This window comes from Nocardia sp. NPDC024068, assembly GCF_040638875.1.
Taxonomy (GTDB): Bacteria; Actinomycetota; Actinomycetes; order Mycobacteriales; family Mycobacteriaceae; genus Nocardia.
This window is the reverse complement of record NZ_JBEZYU010000008.1, coordinates 1-20,504: the sequence shown is the minus strand read 5'-3', so window position 1 is coordinate 20,504 and position 20,504 is coordinate 1. Positions and strand designations below refer to the sequence as shown.

The 20,504-nt window shown below is 68.4% G+C and carries 24 protein-coding genes; 10 read left to right on the top strand and 14 right to left on the bottom strand.

Translation table 11 applies throughout. From position 1 onward, the window contains the following. Window positions 1–31 precede the first annotated feature (31 nt). Window positions 32–826: a hypothetical protein gene (locus tag AB0F41_RS10560; RefSeq protein WP_357422530.1), complete on the top strand. Its 795-nt coding sequence runs from the start codon at window positions 32–34 to the stop codon at window positions 824–826. 10 nt (window positions 827–836) lie between these two features. On the opposite strand, the gene AB0F41_RS10555 is transcribed toward AB0F41_RS10560, so the two are convergent. The 9 genes from AB0F41_RS10555 to AB0F41_RS10515 all read right to left on the bottom strand — a co-directional run bounded on the left by AB0F41_RS10555 (window position 837) and on the right by AB0F41_RS10515 (window position 9,458). Continuing rightward, on the bottom strand, window positions 837–1,793 hold the full coding sequence (locus tag AB0F41_RS10555) for an MlaD family protein (protein ID WP_357422529.1): 957 nt from the start codon (window positions 1,791–1,793) through the stop codon (window positions 837–839). Continuing rightward, window positions 1,790–2,857, bottom strand: a complete 1,068-nt coding sequence (locus AB0F41_RS10550) for an MlaD family protein (protein ID WP_357422528.1) — start codon at window positions 2,855–2,857, stop codon at window positions 1,790–1,792. The genes AB0F41_RS10555 and AB0F41_RS10550 overlap by 4 nt, the downstream gene beginning before the upstream one ends. Beyond that, window positions 2,854–3,954 (bottom strand): MlaD family protein, encoded by a 1,101-nt coding sequence (locus tag AB0F41_RS10545; RefSeq protein WP_357422527.1) that lies wholly within the window; start codon window positions 3,952–3,954, stop codon window positions 2,854–2,856. The genes AB0F41_RS10550 and AB0F41_RS10545 overlap by 4 nt, the downstream gene beginning before the upstream one ends. Next, window positions 3,954–5,024: an MCE family protein gene (locus AB0F41_RS10540; protein ID WP_357422526.1), complete on the bottom strand. Its 1,071-nt coding sequence runs from the start codon at window positions 5,022–5,024 to the stop codon at window positions 3,954–3,956. Before AB0F41_RS10540 ends, AB0F41_RS10545 begins: the two co-directional genes overlap by 1 nt. Further along, window positions 5,012–6,016: an MCE family protein gene (locus AB0F41_RS10535; protein WP_357422525.1), complete on the bottom strand. Its 1,005-nt coding sequence runs from the start codon at window positions 6,014–6,016 to the stop codon at window positions 5,012–5,014. Before AB0F41_RS10535 ends, AB0F41_RS10540 begins: the two co-directional genes overlap by 13 nt. Next, window positions 6,013–7,017 carry an MlaD family protein gene (locus AB0F41_RS10530; RefSeq protein WP_357422524.1) on the bottom strand — a complete coding sequence of 335 codons (1,005 nt, stop codon included), beginning with the start codon at window positions 7,015–7,017 and terminating at the stop codon, window positions 6,013–6,015. The genes AB0F41_RS10535 and AB0F41_RS10530 overlap by 4 nt, the downstream gene beginning before the upstream one ends. A gap of 6 nt (window positions 7,018–7,023) precedes the next feature. Further along, complete coding sequence (locus tag AB0F41_RS10525) at window positions 7,024–7,890, bottom strand: ABC transporter permease (RefSeq protein ID WP_357422523.1); 867 nt, start codon at window positions 7,888–7,890, stop codon at window positions 7,024–7,026. Beyond that, window positions 7,890–8,789: an ABC transporter permease gene (locus tag AB0F41_RS10520; RefSeq protein WP_357422522.1), complete on the bottom strand. Its 900-nt coding sequence runs from the start codon at window positions 8,787–8,789 to the stop codon at window positions 7,890–7,892. The genes AB0F41_RS10525 and AB0F41_RS10520 overlap by 1 nt, the downstream gene beginning before the upstream one ends. A gap of 273 nt (window positions 8,790–9,062) precedes the next feature. Beyond that, a complete protein-coding gene (locus tag AB0F41_RS10515) occupies window positions 9,063–9,458 on the bottom strand; it encodes a nitroreductase/quinone reductase family protein (protein ID WP_357422521.1) in 396 nt (131 codons plus the stop codon). 94 nt (window positions 9,459–9,552) lie between these two features. On the opposite strand from AB0F41_RS10515, the gene AB0F41_RS10510 reads away from it, so the two are divergent. The 3 genes from AB0F41_RS10510 to AB0F41_RS10500 all read left to right on the top strand — a co-directional run bounded on the left by AB0F41_RS10510 (window position 9,553) and on the right by AB0F41_RS10500 (window position 11,884). Continuing rightward, a complete protein-coding gene (locus AB0F41_RS10510) occupies window positions 9,553–10,218 on the top strand; it encodes a PhoU domain-containing protein (RefSeq protein WP_357422520.1) in 666 nt (221 codons plus the stop codon). Window positions 10,219–10,853: 635 nt separating this feature from the next. Further along, window positions 10,854–11,624, top strand: coding sequence for an HNH endonuclease family protein (locus AB0F41_RS10505; protein WP_357422519.1), 771 nt, complete (start codon window positions 10,854–10,856; stop codon window positions 11,622–11,624). Window positions 11,625–11,659: 35 nt separating this feature from the next. Then, window positions 11,660–11,884: a hypothetical protein gene (locus tag AB0F41_RS10500; protein WP_357422518.1), complete on the top strand. Its 225-nt coding sequence runs from the start codon at window positions 11,660–11,662 to the stop codon at window positions 11,882–11,884. 34 nt (window positions 11,885–11,918) lie between these two features. Here the strand turns inward: AB0F41_RS10500 and AB0F41_RS10495 are convergent, their stop codons facing one another. The 5 genes from AB0F41_RS10495 to AB0F41_RS10475 form a co-directional block, all read right to left on the bottom strand. Continuing rightward, the gene (locus AB0F41_RS10495; RefSeq protein ID WP_357422517.1) at window positions 11,919–13,103 is read right to left on the bottom strand and encodes an FAD-dependent monooxygenase; all 1,185 of its coding nucleotides are present in this window, start codon (window positions 13,101–13,103) and stop codon (window positions 11,919–11,921) included. Between the two features lie 185 nt (window positions 13,104–13,288). Next, the gene (locus AB0F41_RS10490) at window positions 13,289–13,945 is read right to left on the bottom strand and encodes a PadR family transcriptional regulator (protein ID WP_357422516.1); all 657 of its coding nucleotides are present in this window, start codon (window positions 13,943–13,945) and stop codon (window positions 13,289–13,291) included. A gap of 58 nt (window positions 13,946–14,003) precedes the next feature. After that, window positions 14,004–14,330 (bottom strand): MmcQ/YjbR family DNA-binding protein, encoded by a 327-nt coding sequence (locus AB0F41_RS10485; RefSeq protein ID WP_357422515.1) that lies wholly within the window; start codon window positions 14,328–14,330, stop codon window positions 14,004–14,006. 60 nt (window positions 14,331–14,390) lie between these two features. Continuing rightward, on the bottom strand, window positions 14,391–14,966 hold the full coding sequence (locus AB0F41_RS10480) for a nicotinamidase (protein WP_357422514.1): 576 nt from the start codon (window positions 14,964–14,966) through the stop codon (window positions 14,391–14,393). Window positions 14,967–14,993: 27 nt separating this feature from the next. After that, window positions 14,994–16,244: a nicotinate phosphoribosyltransferase gene (locus tag AB0F41_RS10475; protein WP_357422675.1), complete on the bottom strand. Its 1,251-nt coding sequence runs from the start codon at window positions 16,242–16,244 to the stop codon at window positions 14,994–14,996. Between the two features lie 237 nt (window positions 16,245–16,481). Between AB0F41_RS10475 and clpS the strand changes: the two genes are divergently transcribed. The 6 genes from clpS (at window position 16,482) to AB0F41_RS10445 (ending at window position 20,360) form a co-directional block, all read left to right on the top strand. Continuing rightward, a complete protein-coding gene (clpS, locus tag AB0F41_RS10470) occupies window positions 16,482–16,778 on the top strand; it encodes an ATP-dependent Clp protease adapter ClpS (RefSeq protein ID WP_357422674.1) in 297 nt (98 codons plus the stop codon). A 21-nt stretch (window positions 16,779–16,799) separates the two neighbouring features. Next, window positions 16,800–17,369 carry a DUF2017 domain-containing protein gene (locus AB0F41_RS10465; protein ID WP_357422513.1) on the top strand — a complete coding sequence of 190 codons (570 nt, stop codon included), beginning with the start codon at window positions 16,800–16,802 and terminating at the stop codon, window positions 17,367–17,369. Continuing rightward, window positions 17,366–18,445: a P1 family peptidase gene (locus AB0F41_RS10460; protein ID WP_357422512.1), complete on the top strand. Its 1,080-nt coding sequence runs from the start codon at window positions 17,366–17,368 to the stop codon at window positions 18,443–18,445. Before AB0F41_RS10465 ends, AB0F41_RS10460 begins: the two co-directional genes overlap by 4 nt. 202 nt (window positions 18,446–18,647) lie before the next feature. Next, entirely contained in the window at window positions 18,648–19,070 is a 423-nt protein-coding gene (locus AB0F41_RS10455) for a M67 family metallopeptidase (protein ID WP_357422511.1), read from the top strand. Between the two features lie 44 nt (window positions 19,071–19,114). Further along, window positions 19,115–19,390, top strand: a complete 276-nt coding sequence (locus AB0F41_RS10450; protein WP_357422510.1) for a MoaD/ThiS family protein — start codon at window positions 19,115–19,117, stop codon at window positions 19,388–19,390. A 7-nt stretch (window positions 19,391–19,397) separates the two neighbouring features. Continuing rightward, entirely contained in the window at window positions 19,398–20,360 is a 963-nt protein-coding gene (locus tag AB0F41_RS10445; RefSeq protein WP_357422509.1) for a cysteine synthase, read from the top strand. Window positions 20,361–20,504 lie beyond the last annotated feature (144 nt).

The following is a 20,504-nucleotide window of genomic DNA, read 5'->3' as shown; positions in this document are numbered from 1 at the left end:
GCCGATTCGCATACTTTGCTGTACTTGGCGGGTGAGTTCTCTTTTCGCCGTATTGCCAGCGGCCGCGATCGAATCGGCCGAACAGGCGTACGCGCGTTTCCTGGCCCTGGACAGCGCACCCGAACCCACTCCGCCGCCGGCGGCGGTAGGGGTGGTGTGCACACTGATCCATCGTTCCGGAACGGGTCTGCGGGTGTACCGCCGCCCCGACGCCCGCGGGGCGGTACTGGAGGCGACCGTCGACGACCGGTTCGACTGCCTGCGGGCCCTGCTCGCCCTCACCGCCGACCGCGATCTGGCCGTCCTGGATGTGGCGACCAAGCGGCTCTACAACCCGCGCGGCGCGGCCCGGGTGCGAATGACCATGGGGAACATCACGCTGCCCTACCTCACCGAGACCATGCTCGTCGAAATCCTGGAATCCCTGCCCGACACCCGAGATCCCGCCCTCGAGGTCACCCGCGCACCCATGTGCCATATCCGGGCCCGGCGATTACCCGAAGAGATCTTCGAACTCGAACATCGCAACCTCGACGAGTTCTATCAGCTCTACACCGACGATACGACGCTGGTGCGCAAAACCCTGTGGGCCTGGGCGACCGGTGATCCGTGGTGGCATCAGGCCATCGCCTGGCAGCGCACCGAGGCCCCGGCCCCGAGACGCCGCGCCGCGCCGGAGGACGATATCGACAGCCTCCTCGCCGAGCTGCGGCAGATGGCCGACGAGACCCCGCTGGAACTGGGTGCCCTGGATCTGATCTCGGCGCTGGGCGATGTCGACGCGCGCGCCCAGGCGATCCTCGACCGCGCCGACACCGACGAGTAGTCCGGGCGCGCTATTTCACCCCGACCCGGATCCGCACCGAATCGTCATCGGTGCTCTGCAACGCCTGGCCGAGCAGGCTGCTGATATCGATCTGCGGTGCGGCGGTGTCCAGCGCCCGGGTCAACGGCGCCAGGCCGGGCTGCAATCCGGCCAGTTCGGGACCGATCTCGTCGAGTACGGCGCGGAGTTTCTGCAGCAGCGGCACCAGGCCGCCGTCCTGGTAGTAGATTTCCGGCGACCCCTCGTCGCCGGTGAACCTGCCCACCGATTCGACGAAATCGTCGAGTACCTCGGCGAAGCGGGTGAACTCGGTGGCCGCCGCCGAGGTCGACGGGCCGGCCCAGTCGCTGTCGGCGGCCGCGGTCTCGAAATTGTCCAGCAGTTCCGCGATCCGGGGTTCGCGGGACATGATGGTGGCCGCGAGCAGATCGGCCGCGCGGGTGAGTTCGGGTAGTACCGCGTCGGTGCCGTTCAGGGCGTCGCTCAAGGTCCGCACCAGCGAACCCATGGTCGCGGGGTCGAGCTGGTTCATGGTCTTCGTAACCATCCGCGCCGCCTCCGGGATGGACAGCGGGCTGCGGATGTCCTCGGATTCGAGCCGCTGGCCGTCCACCAGGTACGGCCCGGCACCGGTTTTCGGGACGAACTGCACATAGGGTTCGCCCAGCGCGGACAGATGTTCGATGGTGACGACACTGTCGGTGGGCAGCGGATGCTTCTCGCCCACCCGGAAACCGACCTCTACGCCCCCGGCGCCGCGGTCCACCGAGGTCACCCGGCCCACCTCGATTCCGGTGAGCAGCACCGGCGAACCGACCCCGAGCCCGCCGGAGTCGTCGAGCACCAGGGAGGCGTTCAGATAGTCGGGGAACGGATCCGCCCGCACCACACCGAAGGTCAGATAACCCGCGCCGAGAACGGTGATCGCCGCGATCCCGCCCAGCGAGGCCAGTGGGCCGAGTTTCATCGCACGGCTCCGATCATGCGCAGGGTTTCGATGATCCGGTGCACCTGGTCGTCGGTGGAGCGGGGGTCCCCGGTGCGCACCGCGCTCACGTTCACCTTCGGGCCGTTCTCCACGAACGGGATGACCTTGTTCTGGATCAGGTCGACCAGCAGGTTCAGGTTGGACGGCTCCCGCAGATCCAGCGGACCGCCGGTGAGCAACGGGATGAAGGCCGCGGCGGCCGCCCCGCCGGACTGCGCCAGCGGCGCCAGCCAGGTCAGCGACTGTCCCACCGGACCGAGCCCGCCGAAGATATCGGTCACCCCGGCAATCGATTCGGTGGCCGCGTTCATCTGCTCGACCGATTCGGGTCGCAGGATATTGTCCAGCTCGTCCTGGATACCGTGCATGACCTCGGCGTTCGAGGCGACGCCGTACAGCAGCAGATCCACCTGGTCCAGATGGTTCGCCAGATCGACCGCGTCGGTGGACAGCACCTGCGCGATCCGCTGGGTCTCCGCCGGTTCGGCGGGCAGGACGGAGTTGAACCGGTTCACGATGTCCTGCAGATGACCCACCGACCCGCTGTTGACGAAGAACGCGATGGCGGCCATCGTGTCCTCGAGCTGTACCGGCGGCCGGGTGCGGTCGAGGGTGATGGTGCCGCCCGGTTCGAGGAGGGTGCCGTACCCGTCGGGCGGGGTGGTCAGCGCGACGTGGATATCGCCGAGCACCGTGTTCTGCCGCAGTTCGGCGACCGTGGAGACAGGCAGCTCCACCGAATCGTCGACCTCGATATCGACGACCACATAACCCGGACCGGACGCGTCGCCGGGGACGACCTCGACCTTCTCCACGTTCCCGACCTGGGCGCCGTTGGCGATCACCTTCGCCCGCGCGGGCAGGTTCAACGCGTTGGCGAATTCGATCCGCACCGGATAACTGCCCCCGGACACCGAGGCGCCGGGAACGGGGGTATCCGAGGGGTCGTACGCGCAACCGGAAAGTCCCAGGGCCGCGACGAGACCCGCACCGGCCAGGGCGCGGCGCGCGCGGACGAGGTCCAGCGTGATCCGTGCCGTCATCGCGCACCCGCCAATCGCAATACCAGCTGCACCAGGTGCAGATCCACCATGCCGTTCGCGGCGCCGGCGCACTGGCCGGGGGCGAGCGCGTTCACCGCCGCGCACACCTGTTCGGCGTTCTCCTGCGGAACCGCGACCCGCGGCGGCGCGTAGGTGAGACCGGGCGCGCCGGTACCGGGATCGGTGACGGTCCGGAATGCCGAGGCCAGAACCGGAGTGGTCGCCACGATCTCGCTCAGCGAACCGACGTTCGCGCGCAGCAGCTTCACCAGCGGCACCAGATTGTCCAGCGCGGACATGAGCGGGTCGGCCAGGATGACGGTGAGGTCGTTGAGCATGGGCAGTACCTCACGCAGACCGTCGAACAGTGCGATACCGGGGGTGAGCAGTTCGGTGTGCGCCTGATTCAGGGTCGGGCCCAGCCGGGTGAGCATCAGTTTCAGATCACCCCAGTGTTCGGCGACCTTGTTCGACACCGAGGCATACGCGTCGAAAATACCGGCCAGATGGGCGATATCGGCATCGGGCGATTCCAGGACCCGGCCGAGCTTGTTGATCAGGTCGTTGATCTGCGGACCGGTACCGGCCGAGGCCGAATCCAGCGCGTCCAGGCCGCCGGCCAGCGCGTTCGGCTGCGTCTCGGTACCACCGATCTGATCGGACAGTTCGGCCAGCGCGGTGATCGTCTGCGTGAGGCTCTTGGGCGTCAGGGTTTTGGTGACGCACTGCCCCGGATCCCACTGCTCGGTGGTATTCCCGCTGGACATCACCGCCAGATCGCGATCGGCGACGACGGTATCGGACACGGTGGTCGCACCGGCGTCGGCGTAGAGCGGATGGTCGGCGTCGACCTCGAAATCGACACGCACCTTCGGGCCCTCGGGTGCGATACGGGTGACGGTGCCGACCGTGATCCCCCGCATGGATACCTGATTGCCCTGGTAGAGGCCGATACTGTCCGGCATGATCGCGCAATAGGCGCGGGTGGCCTGCAGCGGCTGGAAGACGACCACGTACAGCGCGCTCGCCAGCAGCACCAGTACGAGTGCCCCCGCGACCGACATCAGCGCCGGTGATCCGAGAACCCGTTTCGGCATCAGCACACCTTCCCGGGAAGCGGAACACAGACGGCGGCCCCGGGATCGAGTCCCGGCGCCGTGACCATGGTGCCCGAATCGCCGACCCGCACGCCGCCGTCCGGACCCACGTATTCGCGGAGTTTCGCGCCCAGGCTCTGCGCCGACGCGATCATCGGCTCGAGCTGATCGCCGTAGGACCGCAACCGCGGCAGCGCGTCGGCCAGCTGCTGCACCTTCGGCCGCAGGGTCTGATCCCACGCGGGCGCGAGCGCGGTCACCCGCTGCACCACCGAACTCAGCAACGCCAGCGCCTGGCGCAGTTCGGCGCGTTTGTCCAGCAGCACCGTTTCCATCAGGTTGACGTTGTCCATCAACCGGCCGAGATCGGTTTTCGCGCCGTCGTACATGGTCACGTATTCGTCGGCGGTCGCGATGGCATTCGACACCTGGGTGCGCTGGCGTTCGACGGCGTCCAGATAGCTGCCGACGGTGTCCAGCACGCTGCGCAGCGATTCCGGCGCCGCGTCGATGGAGGTGTCCAGGGCCGCGAGGTTGCGGCGCAGGGTGTCGCCGTCGGTTTCGCGCAGCGGCGCGGTGGCGTCCTGGAAGGTGTCCATCAGGCTGTAGGGCAGCCGGACCCGGTCGGCGGGAATCGCCTGCTCACCCAGCGGTTTGCCGCCTGCGGGGAACAGCGCCACATAGTGGCCGCCGACCAGGGTCAGCATGCGGATATCGAGTGAGCTCTGATCGCCCACGAAGACATCGCTGTCGACGGTGAACCGCATGAGGACCGTATCCGGGCGCAGTTCCAGGGATTTCACCTCGCCGACCGGTACCCCGGCCAGGCGGATATCGTCCCCGGGTTTGACCGATTGCGCCTCGGACAGTTCGGCGGTGTAGGTGGCCTTGCCCAGCGGCACCACATACAGCGCGCCCGCGCCGACCGCGAGCAGGGCGACGAAGCACAATCCGATGATCCCGAGCCGCAATTGGCGGCGCAGGGCGGTGGGTTCGTCGGTGATCGGGCGGTCGCGGTCGAACCACCGCGCGAGCGCGGACCGCGAACCGGTGAAGGTCAGCCGTTGCATATCGCCACCTGCTGTCCGCCGATCAGAATCCGCACCGGGGCCGGGACCTCGGCCGCGCCGCGGCTGCAAACCGGTGCGAACCCCGCGGGTTTACGCGGGAAGGCCGTATCCACCGACGCCAGCAGCCCGGGCAGGCGGCCGAATACGTCCACGGCCTGCCGGGGATCCGGGAACAGGTTCCGGATCATGGCGTCGATATCGGGGCCCATCTCCGGGCTCAGGCCCACCGCGGCCAGCAGCCGGTCCACCGGTTCGAGTACCGACGGCGCGCTCATCGCGAAATCGGCGAGCCCGCCGACATTGCGTTGCAGGGCCTCGAAGATATCGGTGAGCCGGGCCAGCAGCGGCACCAGATGGTAGAGCCGCCCGCCCACCCGTTCGGCGAGGTCGGACATGTTCCGCACGACGGTGCCGATCACCTGCTGCCGGTCGCCGGCGTATTCGCTGAGCTTCCCGATCGCGTCGAGCGCGGGTCCGAGACCGGTGCCGTCACCCTCGATCACCGCGAGCATGCTCTCGGTGAACTGGTTGATCGCCTCCGGTGACAACGTCGCCAGCACCGGTTGCAGACCGTTGAACAGGCTGGTCACATCGAATGAGGGGATGGTCTGCGCGAGCGGGACAGTAGCGCCGTCGTCCAGCCGGACGCCGGGGTTCGGCTGCTGCTGCAGATCGACATAGCGCTGGCCGGTCAGGTTCTGGTAGCGGATGGCCAGCACGCTGTTGTCGTAGACCGGTGTGCCGGTGGTCGTGGTGAGGCGGACCTTCGCCTTGTCGCCGTCGAGGGCGACGGCCTCGACCTTGCCGACCTGCACCCCGAACATCCGCACATCGTCACCGGTTTTCAGGCCGTTGGCGTCGGTGAACAGCGCGTGATGGGTTTCGGTGTCGCCGTCGACGGGACGTTCGATGGCACCGATCACCAGGGCGAGCACCAGGGCCATCACCGCGGCGAACAGCCCCAGCCGCCAGGCCGCGCGGCGCGCGGTCACCGGGGGCCTCCCGCGGCGGGGCCGAGTTCGGCCTCCACGTCCAGCACCGGCCCCTGCGGTCCCTCGCGGAAAGCCAGGCCGAGCCGGGTGAGCAGGGTCCGCAGGTCGGCGGCGGACTGCTGCGGGTCCGGTACGGCCAGGGCCAGCAGGTTGAGCGTGGGCGCGAGCATATCGGTGTAGCCGGACAGCTGCCCGGCGCTGTGCACCGCGCCGGTGAGCGACGGCAGGATATCGCCGGTCAGCGCCTTCACCCCGGCGTCGTAATCGGCGCGGTCGGTGCGCAGCACATCGATATCGACGATCTGGTCGAGCACCTCGATGGTCGCTCCCGCGAACTGCCCGCCACCCTGGAAGGCCGGTCCCAGCCTGCCCACCAGTTCGTTCGCCGGCATCAACTGATGGTCGGCGATGACCCGGCCGGCGGTGATCAGGGCCTCGGCCAACGGGGTGAACGCCTTGACATCGGCGGCGGCCTGCGAAATGACCCGGGCCATATCGGCGGTGAACACGGTGCCGCTGGTCTGCGAGAGGCTGCGCAGCAGCGCGCCCATCGTGGCGTCGTAGACATCGGCGGCCCGCTGCCCGGTCAGGTCGACCACCGCACCGGAACGCAGCGGCGCCCCGCCGTCGCCCGGGTGCAGTTCGATCTCGCTGATCCCGAACAGGTTCGCCGGGGCGTAGTCCACCCGCAGACTGTCGTCGATACCGCGCAGTCGCTTGTCATCGAGGGACAGGGAGATCTCCTGGGTCCCGCGACCGGCGGGCGCGATCCCGGTGACCGAACCGACCTGCACCCCGTCCACCCGCACCAGTGTCCCGGCGACCACTCCGTCGCCGATCTGCTCGGTGCGCAGCGCGATCCGCAGTCCTCGGTCGGAGGTCAGCTCCCGGTACCCGTATCCGGCGAGGGTGACCACCACCAGTGCCGCCACCACGAGCGCGCCGACCCGGCGCGCGCTGCGCCGGTCCGCGGCGACCCCCGGCATTCCGTACTTCGGCATCTGTCCCTATCCCGTGAAGCTGATCGCCGCGTTGAATCCCCACAACACGATCGTCAGGACCATGTCGATGGCGATGATGGCCACGAAACTGGCGCGGACCGCGCGCCCCGAGGCGATACCCACCCCTTCGGGACCGCCGGTGGCGAAGAACCCGTAATAGCTGTGCACACAGATCACGACGGTGCCGAACACCGCGACCTTCACCGTGGCCGCGATGATGTCGAACCCGGAGATGAACTGGAAGAAGTAGTGGTCGTAGACCCCGGCCGATTGGCCGTGCACCAGGGTGATCAGGCCACGGCAGGCGAAATACGCGCCGATCAGCGCGATGAGGAAAGTCGGGACGATGGCGATCGCGCCCGCGATCACCCGGGTGGTCACCACGAACGGCACCGACCGCAGGCCCAGCGCCTCGATGGCGTCGATTTCCTCGGAGATCCGCATCGACCCGATCTCGGCGGTGATACGGCAGCCGGCCTGCGCCGCGAAACCGACCGCGGCCGCGATGGGCGCCAGTTCCCTGGTGGTCGCGAAGGCGGAGACGATTCCGGTGACCGGTCCCATACCGAGCATGTCGAGGGTCGCGAAGGATTCCACGCCGATCGAAGCGCCGATCACCAACCCGAGCACGATCATCATCGGAACGGTGCCGCCGCCGACGATGACCGAGCCACGACCCCAGGTCATATCGGTGATGATCCGCAGCGTTTCGGCCCGGTACCGGCGCAGCGACAGCGGTATCGAGGAGAGCACCTGCCAGCAGAACACCGTCACGAAGCCGACCGAATCCACCGCGCCCAGCAGCCGGCTGCCGCGGCGGAAGTACCGCGCGAGCGGGCCCAGCCCCTTCGGGGCGTACGAGGTCGCCGCCATCACGCCAGCCTGGTGGGCAGGAACATGGCGGTCACCTGCGTCATCGCGAGATTGACGATCACGATGCACACCACCGACAGCACCACGGCGGCGTTCACCGCGTCGGCGACCCCGCGGGGTCCGCCCTTGGCCTCGAGGCCGCGCTGGCAGGCGATGATCACCACCAGGAATCCGAAGATCACTGCCTTGAGCAGTGACACCCAGACATCGGCGGCGGTGGTGAACGAGCCGAAGGTCGCCCAGTACGAACCGGGGGTGACCCCCTGACCGCCGATGGCCACCAGGTATCCGGCGACGACGCCGACGAAGATCACCAGAATATTGAGCAGCGGGGCTACCAGCAGCATCGCCACCATCCGCGGGATCACCAGCCGGTGCACCGGGCTGATGCCCATGGTCTGCAGCGCGTCGATCTCCTCCCGGATGGTGCGCGCGCCGAGATCGGCCGCGATGGCCGCCGCACCCGCGCCACCGAGCAGGAACCCGGTGGCCATGGGGGCGCCCTGTTTGATCACGCCGAGACCGCCGGTGGCACCCAGCAGTGAATCCGCGCCGAGATTGTGGATCAGGTTACCGACCTGGACGGAGACGATCACACCGAACGGGACGGCCATCAGGATGGCCGGGAACGCGGTCACGGTGACCAGCCGCCACGCCTGGACCAGCATCTCCTGCCATTGGAAACGACCCCGCGCCAGATCCGAGACCGTGCCGGTGACCGATTCCTGCGCCATCCCGACCGCGCGGCCGAAGGTGCGCACCGAGGATACGACGGTGCCCGAGAAGTTCTCGGCGACGATTTCGCGCGCGGTTTCGGGGCGCCGGGCCACACTCTCGGGGCCGCCCGGCTCGGGCCGCGGATCCGGATCGATCGACGCGAGAGGTCTCTCGGAGCTCATGGCCGAGATCTCCGGACCGCGCTCGCGGCGCGCAATGTTGCGAATTTCATGCGTGTGATCTCTCCGGTCCGGCATCGATGCCAACGGAGAGGAAGCTAATCGTTACGGAAGGTCACGGACAAATTATGCGGGGTGTGACAGTGCGCACGAGAAATACCGGGTGCGCATGAATTCCCGGCAATTGTGTGAACGGTCACGACATGGAAAAGAGGAAATTAGAACAAGTTCTATCAAAAGAATATCTGCGCGTCACACAGAAATGGCCGACCGTGTTCAGGCGTCGAGATCGATACGAATTGTGAGCAGATCCGTACCCATCGCCCGCACCGCCGCGCTGTTGCCACGCGGTAGCGACGCGAGGCGGCGCACCGGGTCGTCTTCGGGCATCGGATGCGCGGTGCCGGAAAGCCATTCGCCGTGCAGACGCACCCGGACCCGGTTGGACGCCCGGATATTGCGCACATAATTCGAGCGGTCGCCGAACTCGGAGACGAACCAGAACTCGTTCCCCGTCCGGCGGCCGCCGATCGGCACCACCCGCGGCTCCCCGCTGACCCGGCCGGTCGTCTCCAGCAGCTGCTGAAAAGGCAGCCTGCGGTTCAGCGGATTGGCCACCCGGCGCTGAATAGTGGTCACAATCCGATGCTTGATACCTCGCAGGTCGGCCATGTGGCGACGGTAACACCGAAGGCGGCCGAAAGCCCGCCCGCGAGAATCGCCGGTTCATTCGACCGATACCCGCGCCATAGGTGACAATTCCTCCGTGCGAACTCAGTTCACCAACGAGCTCGTCGCGTTGACCGCGGATCTCACACAGATGTGCCACATCACCCATGAAGCGGCCGAACGTGTGACCGACGCTCTCGTGGGGGCCGACCTCACCGCGACCTACGAGGTCTTCGCTCACGACGAGCGACTGCAGGCGATGTACGGCGCCTGCGAGGCGCGCACCGTCGTACTCCTGGCATTACAGGCGCCGGTCGCCCGCGACTTACGTCATGTGGTGACCGCGATCCAGATCGCCGGTGAGCTCTCCCGCGTCGGCTGGCTGCTCAGCCGGATAGCCGACCAGGTGTACCAATCCCATCCCGACCCCCTCGCCCCGGCGCCGATCCTGGCCGTGCTCGCGCAGATGGCGGATCTGACCGCCGAATCCACCGCCCGCGCCCAGCGCGCCGTCACCACCGCCCGCCACGCCCGCGACGACGCCGCGGCGGCCGGGGATATGCAGGAGCTGAACCGGAAACTACATTCCGCCCTGGCCGCGGGCGATCACGCGACCGAGGGCGCGATGACCCTCGCGCTGATCGGTGACAAGCTCGCACGCACCCTCGACCACACCGATCGCATCGAACGGTTGATCCAATTCCTGGACACCGGCGTACCCCCCACCGCGCAGCCGATTCCCGAGGAAGAACCCGCCGACTGAACGCCCGGCCGGCGTCGGCCCACCCCACTCGCTCCCAATCATGGGAATTCCCTATGCTTTTCATCGATGCGTCGGCGGGCGTGCCCGCCCGGCGGGTATCGCCGGGGCCGCGGCACATCGATATCTTCATAGACACGGCCGGATCTCTTCCGGCCCGGATACGTCACGACGAGCGCATCCGGCGTGGAAGCGTCCACGGGGCTCCCCCTCATCAAGTCCCGCGGCGCGTCGCGCAAACCGGTCCGGACAACCGGTCCGCTACTCCGCGCCGGGCACCCAACGCCCTCGTTCGTGACAGGCCCACCCCCGAGTCGGCGCCGGCACGGCGACTCGGGGGTGGCGCACTCCGTCGCATCGGAGGTAGTCGAATCAGGGATACTCGCGCGCTTCCCGGGTACTCCCGCCCAGGTATGCCGAATCTCACACCGCACAGTAGCTTTCGGTTAGCTGACGACCGGTAGCTTGACGCCGGTGCTCGGCACACGGCACATCCCGGAACCTCGGCAAGGAAATTCGTTGAAGCCCACAGCATATGAAATAGACCCGGGCACCACGCCCCGCACGATCGGGGACGCAGTACCCCGTGTGATTGTGACCGCAGCGCCCGCCGCACATCGAATTCCGGAGGTCCGGCGATGAACTCACCTCTCTCCGCGCTGCGCACATTCGCCACCGCCGCAGCGCCGCTGCTCCTCGTCGCCGGGCTGGCCGGCTGTTCCCTGGAAGCCGGCAGTCCCGGCACCGGCCCCGCCGCCGGCGCCGCGCAATCCACCGGAGCCACCGCCACCGACGTCCGCGCGGCCATGGACAAACTGCCCGTGAAAAAAGAAGCCGGGATGGCGGGCTACAGCAGGGAGAAATTCCCGCACTGGGACGACAACGCGGCCGAACACGGGTTCGGTCCCGAATACGCCCAGTACAGCAAGTGCACCACCCGAGAGGTGATGCTCCTGCGCGACGCCACCGGCGAGGTGAGCCTGGACGCGAAGACCTGCGATCTGAAGATCGGCAAGGGCGGCGGCTGGCAGGACGCCTACGGCGTGATGGACAACAAGGCCGGAAAGCTCAAGCCCTACAAGTTCATATCCGAATCCTCCGGAGTGGACGCCGAGCACATCGTCCCGCTCGCGGAGGCCTGGCGGTCGGGAGCCAAGGATCTCGATACCGATACCCGGCGCCGGATCGCCAACGACGCGGTGAATCTCATCGCCTCGGACCCTTCGGCCAACCGATCCAAGGGCGACCAGGACCCCGCCGACTATCTCCCGCCGGGAAGTTTCCGGTGTGGCTATATCTGGCATTACGTCCAGGTGAAAGTAAAGTACGGCCTGACCGTCGATCAGGACGAACAGACCGCACTGCGTACCGCGGTGGACGACTGCGTACAGCGAGGTGAGTTCAAATAGCCGACGTCATCGAGTTACCCGCCGCAGCCTCGGTCATGACCCGTGAAGCCGGGACGATCTCCGGCGAGCTCGATATCACCCTCGACCCCGAGGGTCACGGACTCGTGCGCTACCGGGAAACCGAGGAGTGGTACACGATCGGCAACCTCGACGACGAAGATCCCCGCACCTGGAAAACCTGCGGGGACCTCGCCGAAGCCATCACGAAGGGGATCGGCGCCCGCGACGCGGCGGGCAACACGATCCCCTTCGAATGTTGAGAGCGGTGTTCAGGCGCGGCTCAGCCGCGCCGGCTCACCCCTGCGCGGGGGCGGGCCAATCGATTCGGTAGCGCTGCTCGCCGAGCATCTTCTCCGGGTTCATGGTGCGGGCCATGATCGGCATCACCACCTGCATGACCTTGCGGGCCACGGGGCCCGGGGTCTTGCTGTGGTTGATCTTCGCGGCCCGGGCCGCGATCCCTTCCACCCGCGACCGGCGCAGGTTCTCGTAGGCGGCGAACGCCGCGGCCGGATCGCCGATATCGCGCAGGCAGCGGGCCAGCTGCACCGCGCTCTCCACGGCCAGTGCGGCGCCCTGCCCGGAACTGTTCGACGGCGCGTGCACGGCATCGCCGACCAGCACCATCCGGCCGCTGTACCAGTGCGGCACCGGCGGCATGATGTGCAAGGCCCCGGTGACCTCCAGCTGTTCCGCGGTGGTGGCGCGGGCGAACTGCCCGCCGGGGGTGTCGTCGCCGTAGACATCGCGCAGGGTGTCGAGCCAGCGCTGTGCCGGGATCTCGCGCGCCTCGGACAGGGAGAGATACCGCGTGCTCGGCAGGTTCGCACCCCAGCCGACCCGGCCGTCGCCGAGCGCCCAATACAGGTAGTAGGCCTTCTTTCCGTAGGCGAAGACCATGGTGTCCGGCGGTATCTCGGCGGCGCAATCGATCGTGGCGCCGAATCCGAGCATCCCGGTGTACTCGGGGCCGGGCGCCTGCGGATCGATCAGCCCGCGCACGGTGGACCGGATACCGTCCGCGCCGATCAGGACGTCGGCGGTGGCGGTGCTGCCGTCGGCGAAACTGGCCGTGACACCGGCGGCGGTCTGCTCGGCGCCCACGAGCCGTTTGCCGAAGGTGACCGGAACCCCGGCGGCCACCGCCCGCTCGTACAGCACCCGGTGCAGATCGGCGCGATCGACCAGTTGCAGTGGCGGCTGATCCCGCAGGACGGGGGCGGGCAGCAGTTTCCCGCCGACCGAAAGACACATCCGGGGTACCGGGACCGCGATATCGCGCACCGCGTCACCGGCGCCGATCACGTCGAGCGCGGCCACCCCGTTCGGGGCCAGCGCGAGCCCGCTGCCGATGGTGTAGGCGGGGCTCGGATAGGACTCGTATATTTCGGCGGCGATACCCGCCTTCCGCAAGGCGGTGGCCGCGACCGGCCCCGCGATTCCGCCGCCGATCACCAGCGCGGTGTCGATTCTGGACATGGGTGTACTCCTCGAAGAGTTCGCTTCGGATCTGGTCGAGCCGAACCGCCCCGTCGTCCCCTCACCCGGTTATTCTGTGTTCTGCCAAACTCGCGGCCGGGTGTGCATCAGGCGGGCACGGTCCGAGACAGGTGACCCGGGCTCGATGGCGGTGTTGCCGCACCTCCATCGGGCTCGGTTGGCATTCAGTCTTCGCCGGTCGTATCGGCCCCCTTCGCGTATTCACGGGCACGTGCGGAGTCGACTCCGGACCCGCTGTGCCACGCCTGCCATTCCGCCAGGTCGGGGAATGTGCCGTCCAGCAGTTCGGTGCGTAGTTCCCTGGTCCAGCGCGCTTCGGCCCGCAGGATCGCCAGCCCGTACTCGGATTCGACGAGGAAGAGCCGGGGCAGCTGCCCGGCGAGTTCCGCGAACTCCCGCTCGGTCTGCGCGATCCGCTCGTCCAGGGCCGCGAGCCGGCGGCCCAGCAGTTCGGCGACCTCGGCCGGAGGCAGGGCCGCCAGGATCGACAGGCCCGCGACGAAGCGGCTCTGTTCGGGTTCCGGTTCGGCGATCAGTTCCCGGGTCCAGTCCACGAGTTCCGCGCGCCCGGCCGCGGTGATCCGGTAGATCACCCGTTCCGGCCGCGCGCCTTCGCGTTCGCTGCCGACCACCTCCAGGAATCCGGCCTTGGCGAGATTCTGGACGACGGTGTACAGCGACCCCCATTTGATATCCATATCGCGGTCTTTGCCGTAGTCACGCAGCCGCGCCGCGATCTGGTACCGGTGCATGGCCTCGTCCTGCATCACCGCGAGTACCGCCAGCGCCAGCAGATTGCCGACCTTGCGTCTCTTCGCCATGCACCCTCCTTACTCGTCTACGAATATACGCAGGCGAGTAATTGAGAGCAAGGAACTCCTAGAGCAGATGTCCCGGGGCCGCCAGACGCCAGGAATCCAGGACGATGGCCCGCATCTCCTCCGCGTCGTCCAGCGCGGTCAGCCGCACCCGGACCCACGGATTGTTCGCCTCATGGGCCGCGACCCAGAACTTCGCCGGTTCCGCGACCACCAGTTCGTCCCGGTCGACCGCCGGACACCGCACCGCCATCGACGTCTCGTCCTCGGGCAACGTGAGGAAAAGCCTGCGCTCCACGCGAAACACCGGCATTCCCCAGGTGAACTGCTCGGACGTCTCGGGCAGTGAAAGAGCGTAGGTGCGGACGTCGTCCCCGGTGGCGGTCATGGACGAAATTCTGCCCCGGCGGGGGCGGGCACCCAACCCGGACGGCCGGGCGCCCGGCGCTCACACGTCGGCGCGGGTGATCGTGCCCGACAGTTCCACCCCGGCGCCGGTGAGCTGGTCGAGCGCCTTCTCCACGGTGCCGGGCGCGACGCCCGCCGTGAGGTCCAACAACACCCGGGTCGAGAATCCCGCCGCGACGGCGTCGAGGGCGGTGGCGCGAACACAGTGGTCGGTCGCGATGCCGACGATTTCGACCTGTTCGATCTCGCGGCCGCGCAGCCAGTCGCCCAGCGGTGTGCCCTCCTCCGACGCACCCTCGAAACCCGAATACGCGGCCGAGTATTCGCCCTTCGAGAACACCGCCTGCACCGCGCCGGTATCGAAATTCGGATGGAAATCCGCGCCGGGAGTACCGACGCGGCAGTGCGGCGGCCAGCTGTCGACATAGTCGGGAGTGTCGGAGAAATGGGCGCCGGGATCGACGTGATAGTCACGGGTGGCCACCACCGCGTCGTACTCGGAGCCGGACACATAATCGCTGATCAGCTCCGCAACGCGAGCACCACCCACGACGGCGAGGGAGCCGCCCTCGCAGAAGTCGTTCTGTACATCCACCACGATCAGCGCGCGTCTCATACCCTCAGTGTGCGCGCCCGGTCCCGGTCAGGCCACAAATGTGGTGGGCACGGCGGGATCACCATCGGACAACTTGAGGCCCTCCCACGGCAGACTCACCAGGCCGCGGGCCACCAGATCACGGGATTCGGCGAGCTCCGGGCGGTCGAGCACCGCACCGCCCCGAACCAGCGGGACCATCAGATCACGCGATTCCAGCTCGCCGGGATCCGGCCGCGGGGCGATAGCGGGATAGACGATCTCCTCGACGATGGTGCCGGTGCGCCGCGCCAACCGCAACGCTCGTTTGGCCCCGCCCCGCGACTCCTTGTGACTCGACCGCTTCGCCACCGGCACCCCGTCGACCTCCACCAGCTTGTACACCATCCCCGCGGTCGGCGCGCCCGAGCCGGTGACCAGCTGGGTGCCCACCCCGTACGCGTCGACGGGTTCGGCGCGCAGCGCCGCGATCGCGTACTCGTCCAGGTCCCCGGACACCACGATCCGGGTATTCGGCGCACCCAGTTCGTCCAGTTGCCGGCGAACCTGCCGGGCCAGCACCCCGAGATCGCCGGAATCGATACGGACCGCCCCCAGATGCGGGCCGGCCACCTCGACCGCCAACGCGACACCCCGGGTGATATCGAAGGTGTCCACCAGCAGTGTGGTCCCGGTCCCGAGGGTCGCGACCTGACTGCGGAACGCCTCCACCTCGTGCTCACCGTCGGGGCCGCTGTGCACCAGCGTGAACGCGTGCGCGCTGGTCCCCGCACCCGGCACGCCGTAACGACGCACCGCCTCGAGGTTCGAGGTCGCGTCGAAACCGGCCAGATACGCCGCCCGCGCACCGGCCGGCGCCGCCTGCTCATGGGTCCGGCGCGAGCCCATCTCGATCGTCCGGCGCCCGGCCGCCGCGCTGACCATCCGCGCGGCGGCGGCCGCGATCGCGCTGTCGTAGTTCAGCACCGACAGCACGAGCGTCTCCAGGACGACGCATTCCGCGAAACTGCCGGTCACCGAGAGGATCGGCGAACCCGGGAAATACAGCTCCCCCTCGGCATACCCGTCGATATCCCCGGAGAAGCGGAAACCCCGCAGCCACGCCACCGTCCGCTCGTCCAGGAACCGGGCCGCGACCTCGAGTTCCGCCGCGCCGAACCGGAACAGGTCGAGCGCCTCGAGCAGGCGGCCGGTTCCCGCGACCACGCCGTAGCGGCGGCCGTGCGGCAAGCGCCGGGCGAACACCTCGAAGGTGCACCTGCGCGCCGCGGAACCGTCCGCGAGGGCCGCGGCCAGCATCGTCAGTTCGTATTGGTCGGTCAGCAGGGCGGTGCTGCCCACCGCGTCGCGCAGGTCCACGGTGGTCACTGTAAACAGGCCGGCCGCGCGGGCGGGGGAACCGCCGGTGGCGGAGCCATCGTTCCTGCTCCGGGTGTTGTGAATTACTCCTCGAGTCGTACCCTTGAATTCATGGCCATGTGCAATACAGCACCCCGCTATCGGACGATCGCGGTCCGCGCCGGAGCTCCCGGCGCCATGTTGTCGGCGGCACAGGCGACCCCCGAAGCCGTGGAAGCCACCGAGATCCTGGAGGCGGAAGATCGGCCGTGGGTCACCGTGGTCTGGGACGATCCGGTCAACCTCATGCATTACGTCGCCTACATCTTCCAGAAGCTGTTCGGCTACAGCAAAGCCAAAGCGACCGAGCTGATGATGAAGGTGCACAACGAGGGCAAGGCGGTCGTCTCGTCCGGTTCGCGGGACAAAATGGAACAGGATGTGCGCCGGCTACACGCGGCCGGCCTGTGGGCGACCATGCAGCGAGACGACTGATCGGACGGTTACCGTAACGACGTGCGTAAATGGAGCCGGAAAAACTCATTGAGCGGTCTCAAGCTGCGGTCGGAGCTGGACGCGCGCGAAGCGAGTGTGCTGCGTTCCCTGGTGGGCGCCGTATCGGGCCTGCTGGGTGAGCGGGCGTCCTCGGCGCCGGAGGACGAACTCGCCGCCCTCACCGGCCTGCGCAGCGGGAACACGCTCCCGCCCGACGATCCGCGACTCGCCCGGCTGCTGCCCGAATTCCACCGCGCCGAACCCGGCTCCCCCGACGCCGACCGCGCCGATCTGAACAGTGCGCTGCGCGGCCTGCACGAGCCGGAGATCATCGACGAGAAACTGGCCGCGGCCGGCGTCGTCCTGCACACGGTGCCGGAAGAGGGCGGCAAGATCCTGATCACCCCGGAAGAAGCGGACGCCTGGCTGACCGCACTCACCGATGTCCGCCTCGCGCTCGGTGTGGTCCTCGATATCGACGCCGACACGCCCGAGCAGTTCCCACCGGACGATCCGCGCGCCCCGCATCTGGACGTCTATCACTGGCTCACCTGGATGCAGGACTCCCTACTCCAGGCGATGGCCCCGTGAGCGGCACGCCCGGCCCGCTCAACGCGCTCACCGATGTATCCGGCCTGCTGGTCGGTCACCATCACGTCCTCGACCCGGATGCCACCCGCGGCTCCGGCGCCGCCACCGGCTGCACGGTGGTCCGGGCGCCGGGCGGCGCGACCGCGGCGGTCGACGTACGCGGCGGCGGGCCCGGCACCCGGGAAACCGATCTCCTGGACCCGGCAAACACCGTGCGGCAGGCGCATGCCGTCCTGCTCACCGGCGGCAGCGCCTACGGCCTGGCCGCCGCCGACGGCGTGATGCGCTGGCTGGAGGAACACGGCGAGGGCATTCCGATGTCGCCCGACGATCCCGCCCGGGTGGTGCCGATCGTGCCCGCCGCGGTGATCTTCGATCTGCCCGTCGGCGACTGGTACACCCGCCCGACCGCCGAGTTCGGCTATCACGCCGCGGAAGCCGCCGGACCCGATTTCCTGCGCGGGTGCGCCGGGGCCGGGGTGGGCGCGCAGGCAGGTTCACTCAAAGGCGGAATCGGCAGCGCCAGTATTCGTTTCACCGGCGGAGTCGCGTCCGGGCTGACCGTGGGCGCACTGGTCGTGGCCAACCCGGTGGGTTCGGTGTTCGACCCCCGCACCGGCCTGCCCTGGGGCGCGGGCACCGACGGACCGGAATTCTTCGGTCTGCGCCCGCCCGCCGCCGACCGGCTCGCGGCGGCGAACGCGCTGGCGGTGAAATCGACCGTCCTCAACACCACGATCGGAGTGGTCGCCACCGACGCGCCGCTGGACCCGGCGGCCTGCCGCCGGCTGGCCACGGTGGCCCACGACGGCCTGGCCCGCGCGGTCCGGCCCGCGCACTCCCCGCTCGACGGCGATACATTCTTCGCCCTGGCCACCGGTACGGCGACACCGCCGAACCTGCCCGCCCTACCCGGCGCCTTCCCCGCCGACCTCCCCCTGCTGGACGAACTCTGCACCGCCACCGCGGTCTGCGTGGAACGCGCCATGGTCGACGCCATCCTCGCGGCGGTCCCGGTGGCGGGTATCCCGTCATATGGCGCCGCCTTCGGCGTCGCGGGGGCGGGGCCCTCGTGACCCCGGGCCCACACTCCTCCGCTCGGTCGTTGCGCTCCCGCACCCGTCCCCGCAGCCCAGGGGCGGGCCCCGGCCGCCGGATGCGGCCATCGCGCGAATCGTGAGGGCGTGTGTGGAGCGCCGGGAATAGCCGAATATCCTCGACGGTTGTCGGCTCTGACGGGTCGGCGGGAGCCGAGACGATGCGTGGAAGGGTTCGATTGTGCTCGTGATCAGGGCCGACCTGGTGGATTCGATGGTCGCGCACGCGCGCGCCGATCACCCCGACGAGGCCTGCGGGATCATCGCCGGGCCGGAGGGGTCGGACCGGCCACAACGTTTCGTCGCGATGCTGAACGCCGAGCGGTCACCCACCTTCTACCGGTTCGACTCCGGCGAGCAACTGAAGGTGTGGCGCGCCATGGACGACGCCGACGAGGAGCCGGTGGTGATCTACCACTCGCATACCGCCACCGAGGCCTATCCGAGCCGCACCGATATCTCCTACGCCTCCGAACCCGGCGCGCACTACGTGCTGATCTCCACCCGCGATCCCGAACAGCACGAACTGCGTAGCTACCGGATCGTCGACGGCGAGGTCACCGAGGAGCCCGTGCGGGTCGTCCCCGCCTACGAAACGGCCTGACCACCGCAGATTTCCGATACGACCGTAACGAGCTAGGAGTTTTCATGCCGGTCACCGTGTCCATCCCGACCATCATGCGCACCCACACCGGAGGCGAGAAGCGTGTCGAGGCCGAGGGGGCCACGCTCGCCTCGGTGATCGAGAACCTGGAATCCAACCACCCGGGCCTGGCCGAGCGGCTGCTCAACGAAGGCAAGCTGAACCGCTACGTCAACATCTACGTCGACGACGAGGATGTGCGTTTCTCCGGCGGCCTCGAGACCACGGTGGGCGAGGGTTCGACGGTGACGATCCTGCCGGCCGTCGCGGGCGGGGTCTGACGGACCCGTGGCACGCTACGAATCGCTGATCGCGACCCTCGGCGATACGCCGCTGGTCGGCCTGCGCACCCTCTCCCCGCAGTGGGACGGTGACCAGCCGGTACGGCTGTGGGCCAAACTCGAGGACCGCAACCCCACCGGATCCATCAAGGACCGGCCGGCGTTGCGGATGATCGAACAGGCCGAGGCCGACGGCCGGCTCACCCCCGGCTGCACCATCCTGGAACCCACCAGCGGCAATACCGGGATCTCGCTGGCCATGGCGGCCAAGCTCAAGGGCTACCGGCTGGTGTGCGTGATGCCGGAGAACACGTCGGTGGAGCGGCGGCAGCTGCTCACCATGTTCGGCGCCGAGATCATCGATTCACCGGCGGCCGGGGGGTCGAACCAGGCGGTCGCGCGAGCCAAGGAGATCGCCGCGGCCAACCCCGACTGGGTGATGCTCTACCAGTACGGCAACCCGGCCAACGCACTCGCCCACTACGAGACCACCGGCCCGGAGATCCTCGCCGACCTGCCCGAGATCACCCATTTCGTCGCCGGCCTGGGCACCACCGGAACGCTGATGGGCACCGGGCGCTTCCTACGGGAGAAGGTCCCGGGGATCCAGATCGTGGCCGCCGAACCCCGCTACGGTGAGCTGGTCTACGGTCTGCGCAACATCGACGAGGGGTTCATCCCGGAGCTGTACGACGAGACGGTGCTCACCAGCCGTTTCTCCGTCGGCCCCTACGACGCCGTCCGGCGCACCCGTGAACTGGTGCTGGAAGAGGGCATCTTCGCCGGTATCTCCACCGGCGCGATCCTGCACGCCGCGCTCGGGGTGGCCCGGAAGGCGGTCGCGGCGGGGGAACGGGCCGATATCGCCTTCGTCGTCGCGGACGGCGGCTGGAAATACCTCTCCACCGGCGCCTACGACGGCACCCTGGAAGAAGCCGAGGAACGCCTGGACGGCCAACTCTGGGCTTGAGTTGTTGGAGCGGCTCCGCCGCTCGAGGTTCGGGCTGTAATTTTGGAGCGGCTCCGCCGCTCGAGGTTCGGCCCTCCTGAGCGTCTGCTGTCAGCCCTCGAGACTCGCGGCTGCGCCGCTTCGCTTCGAGGGCTGACAGCAGAC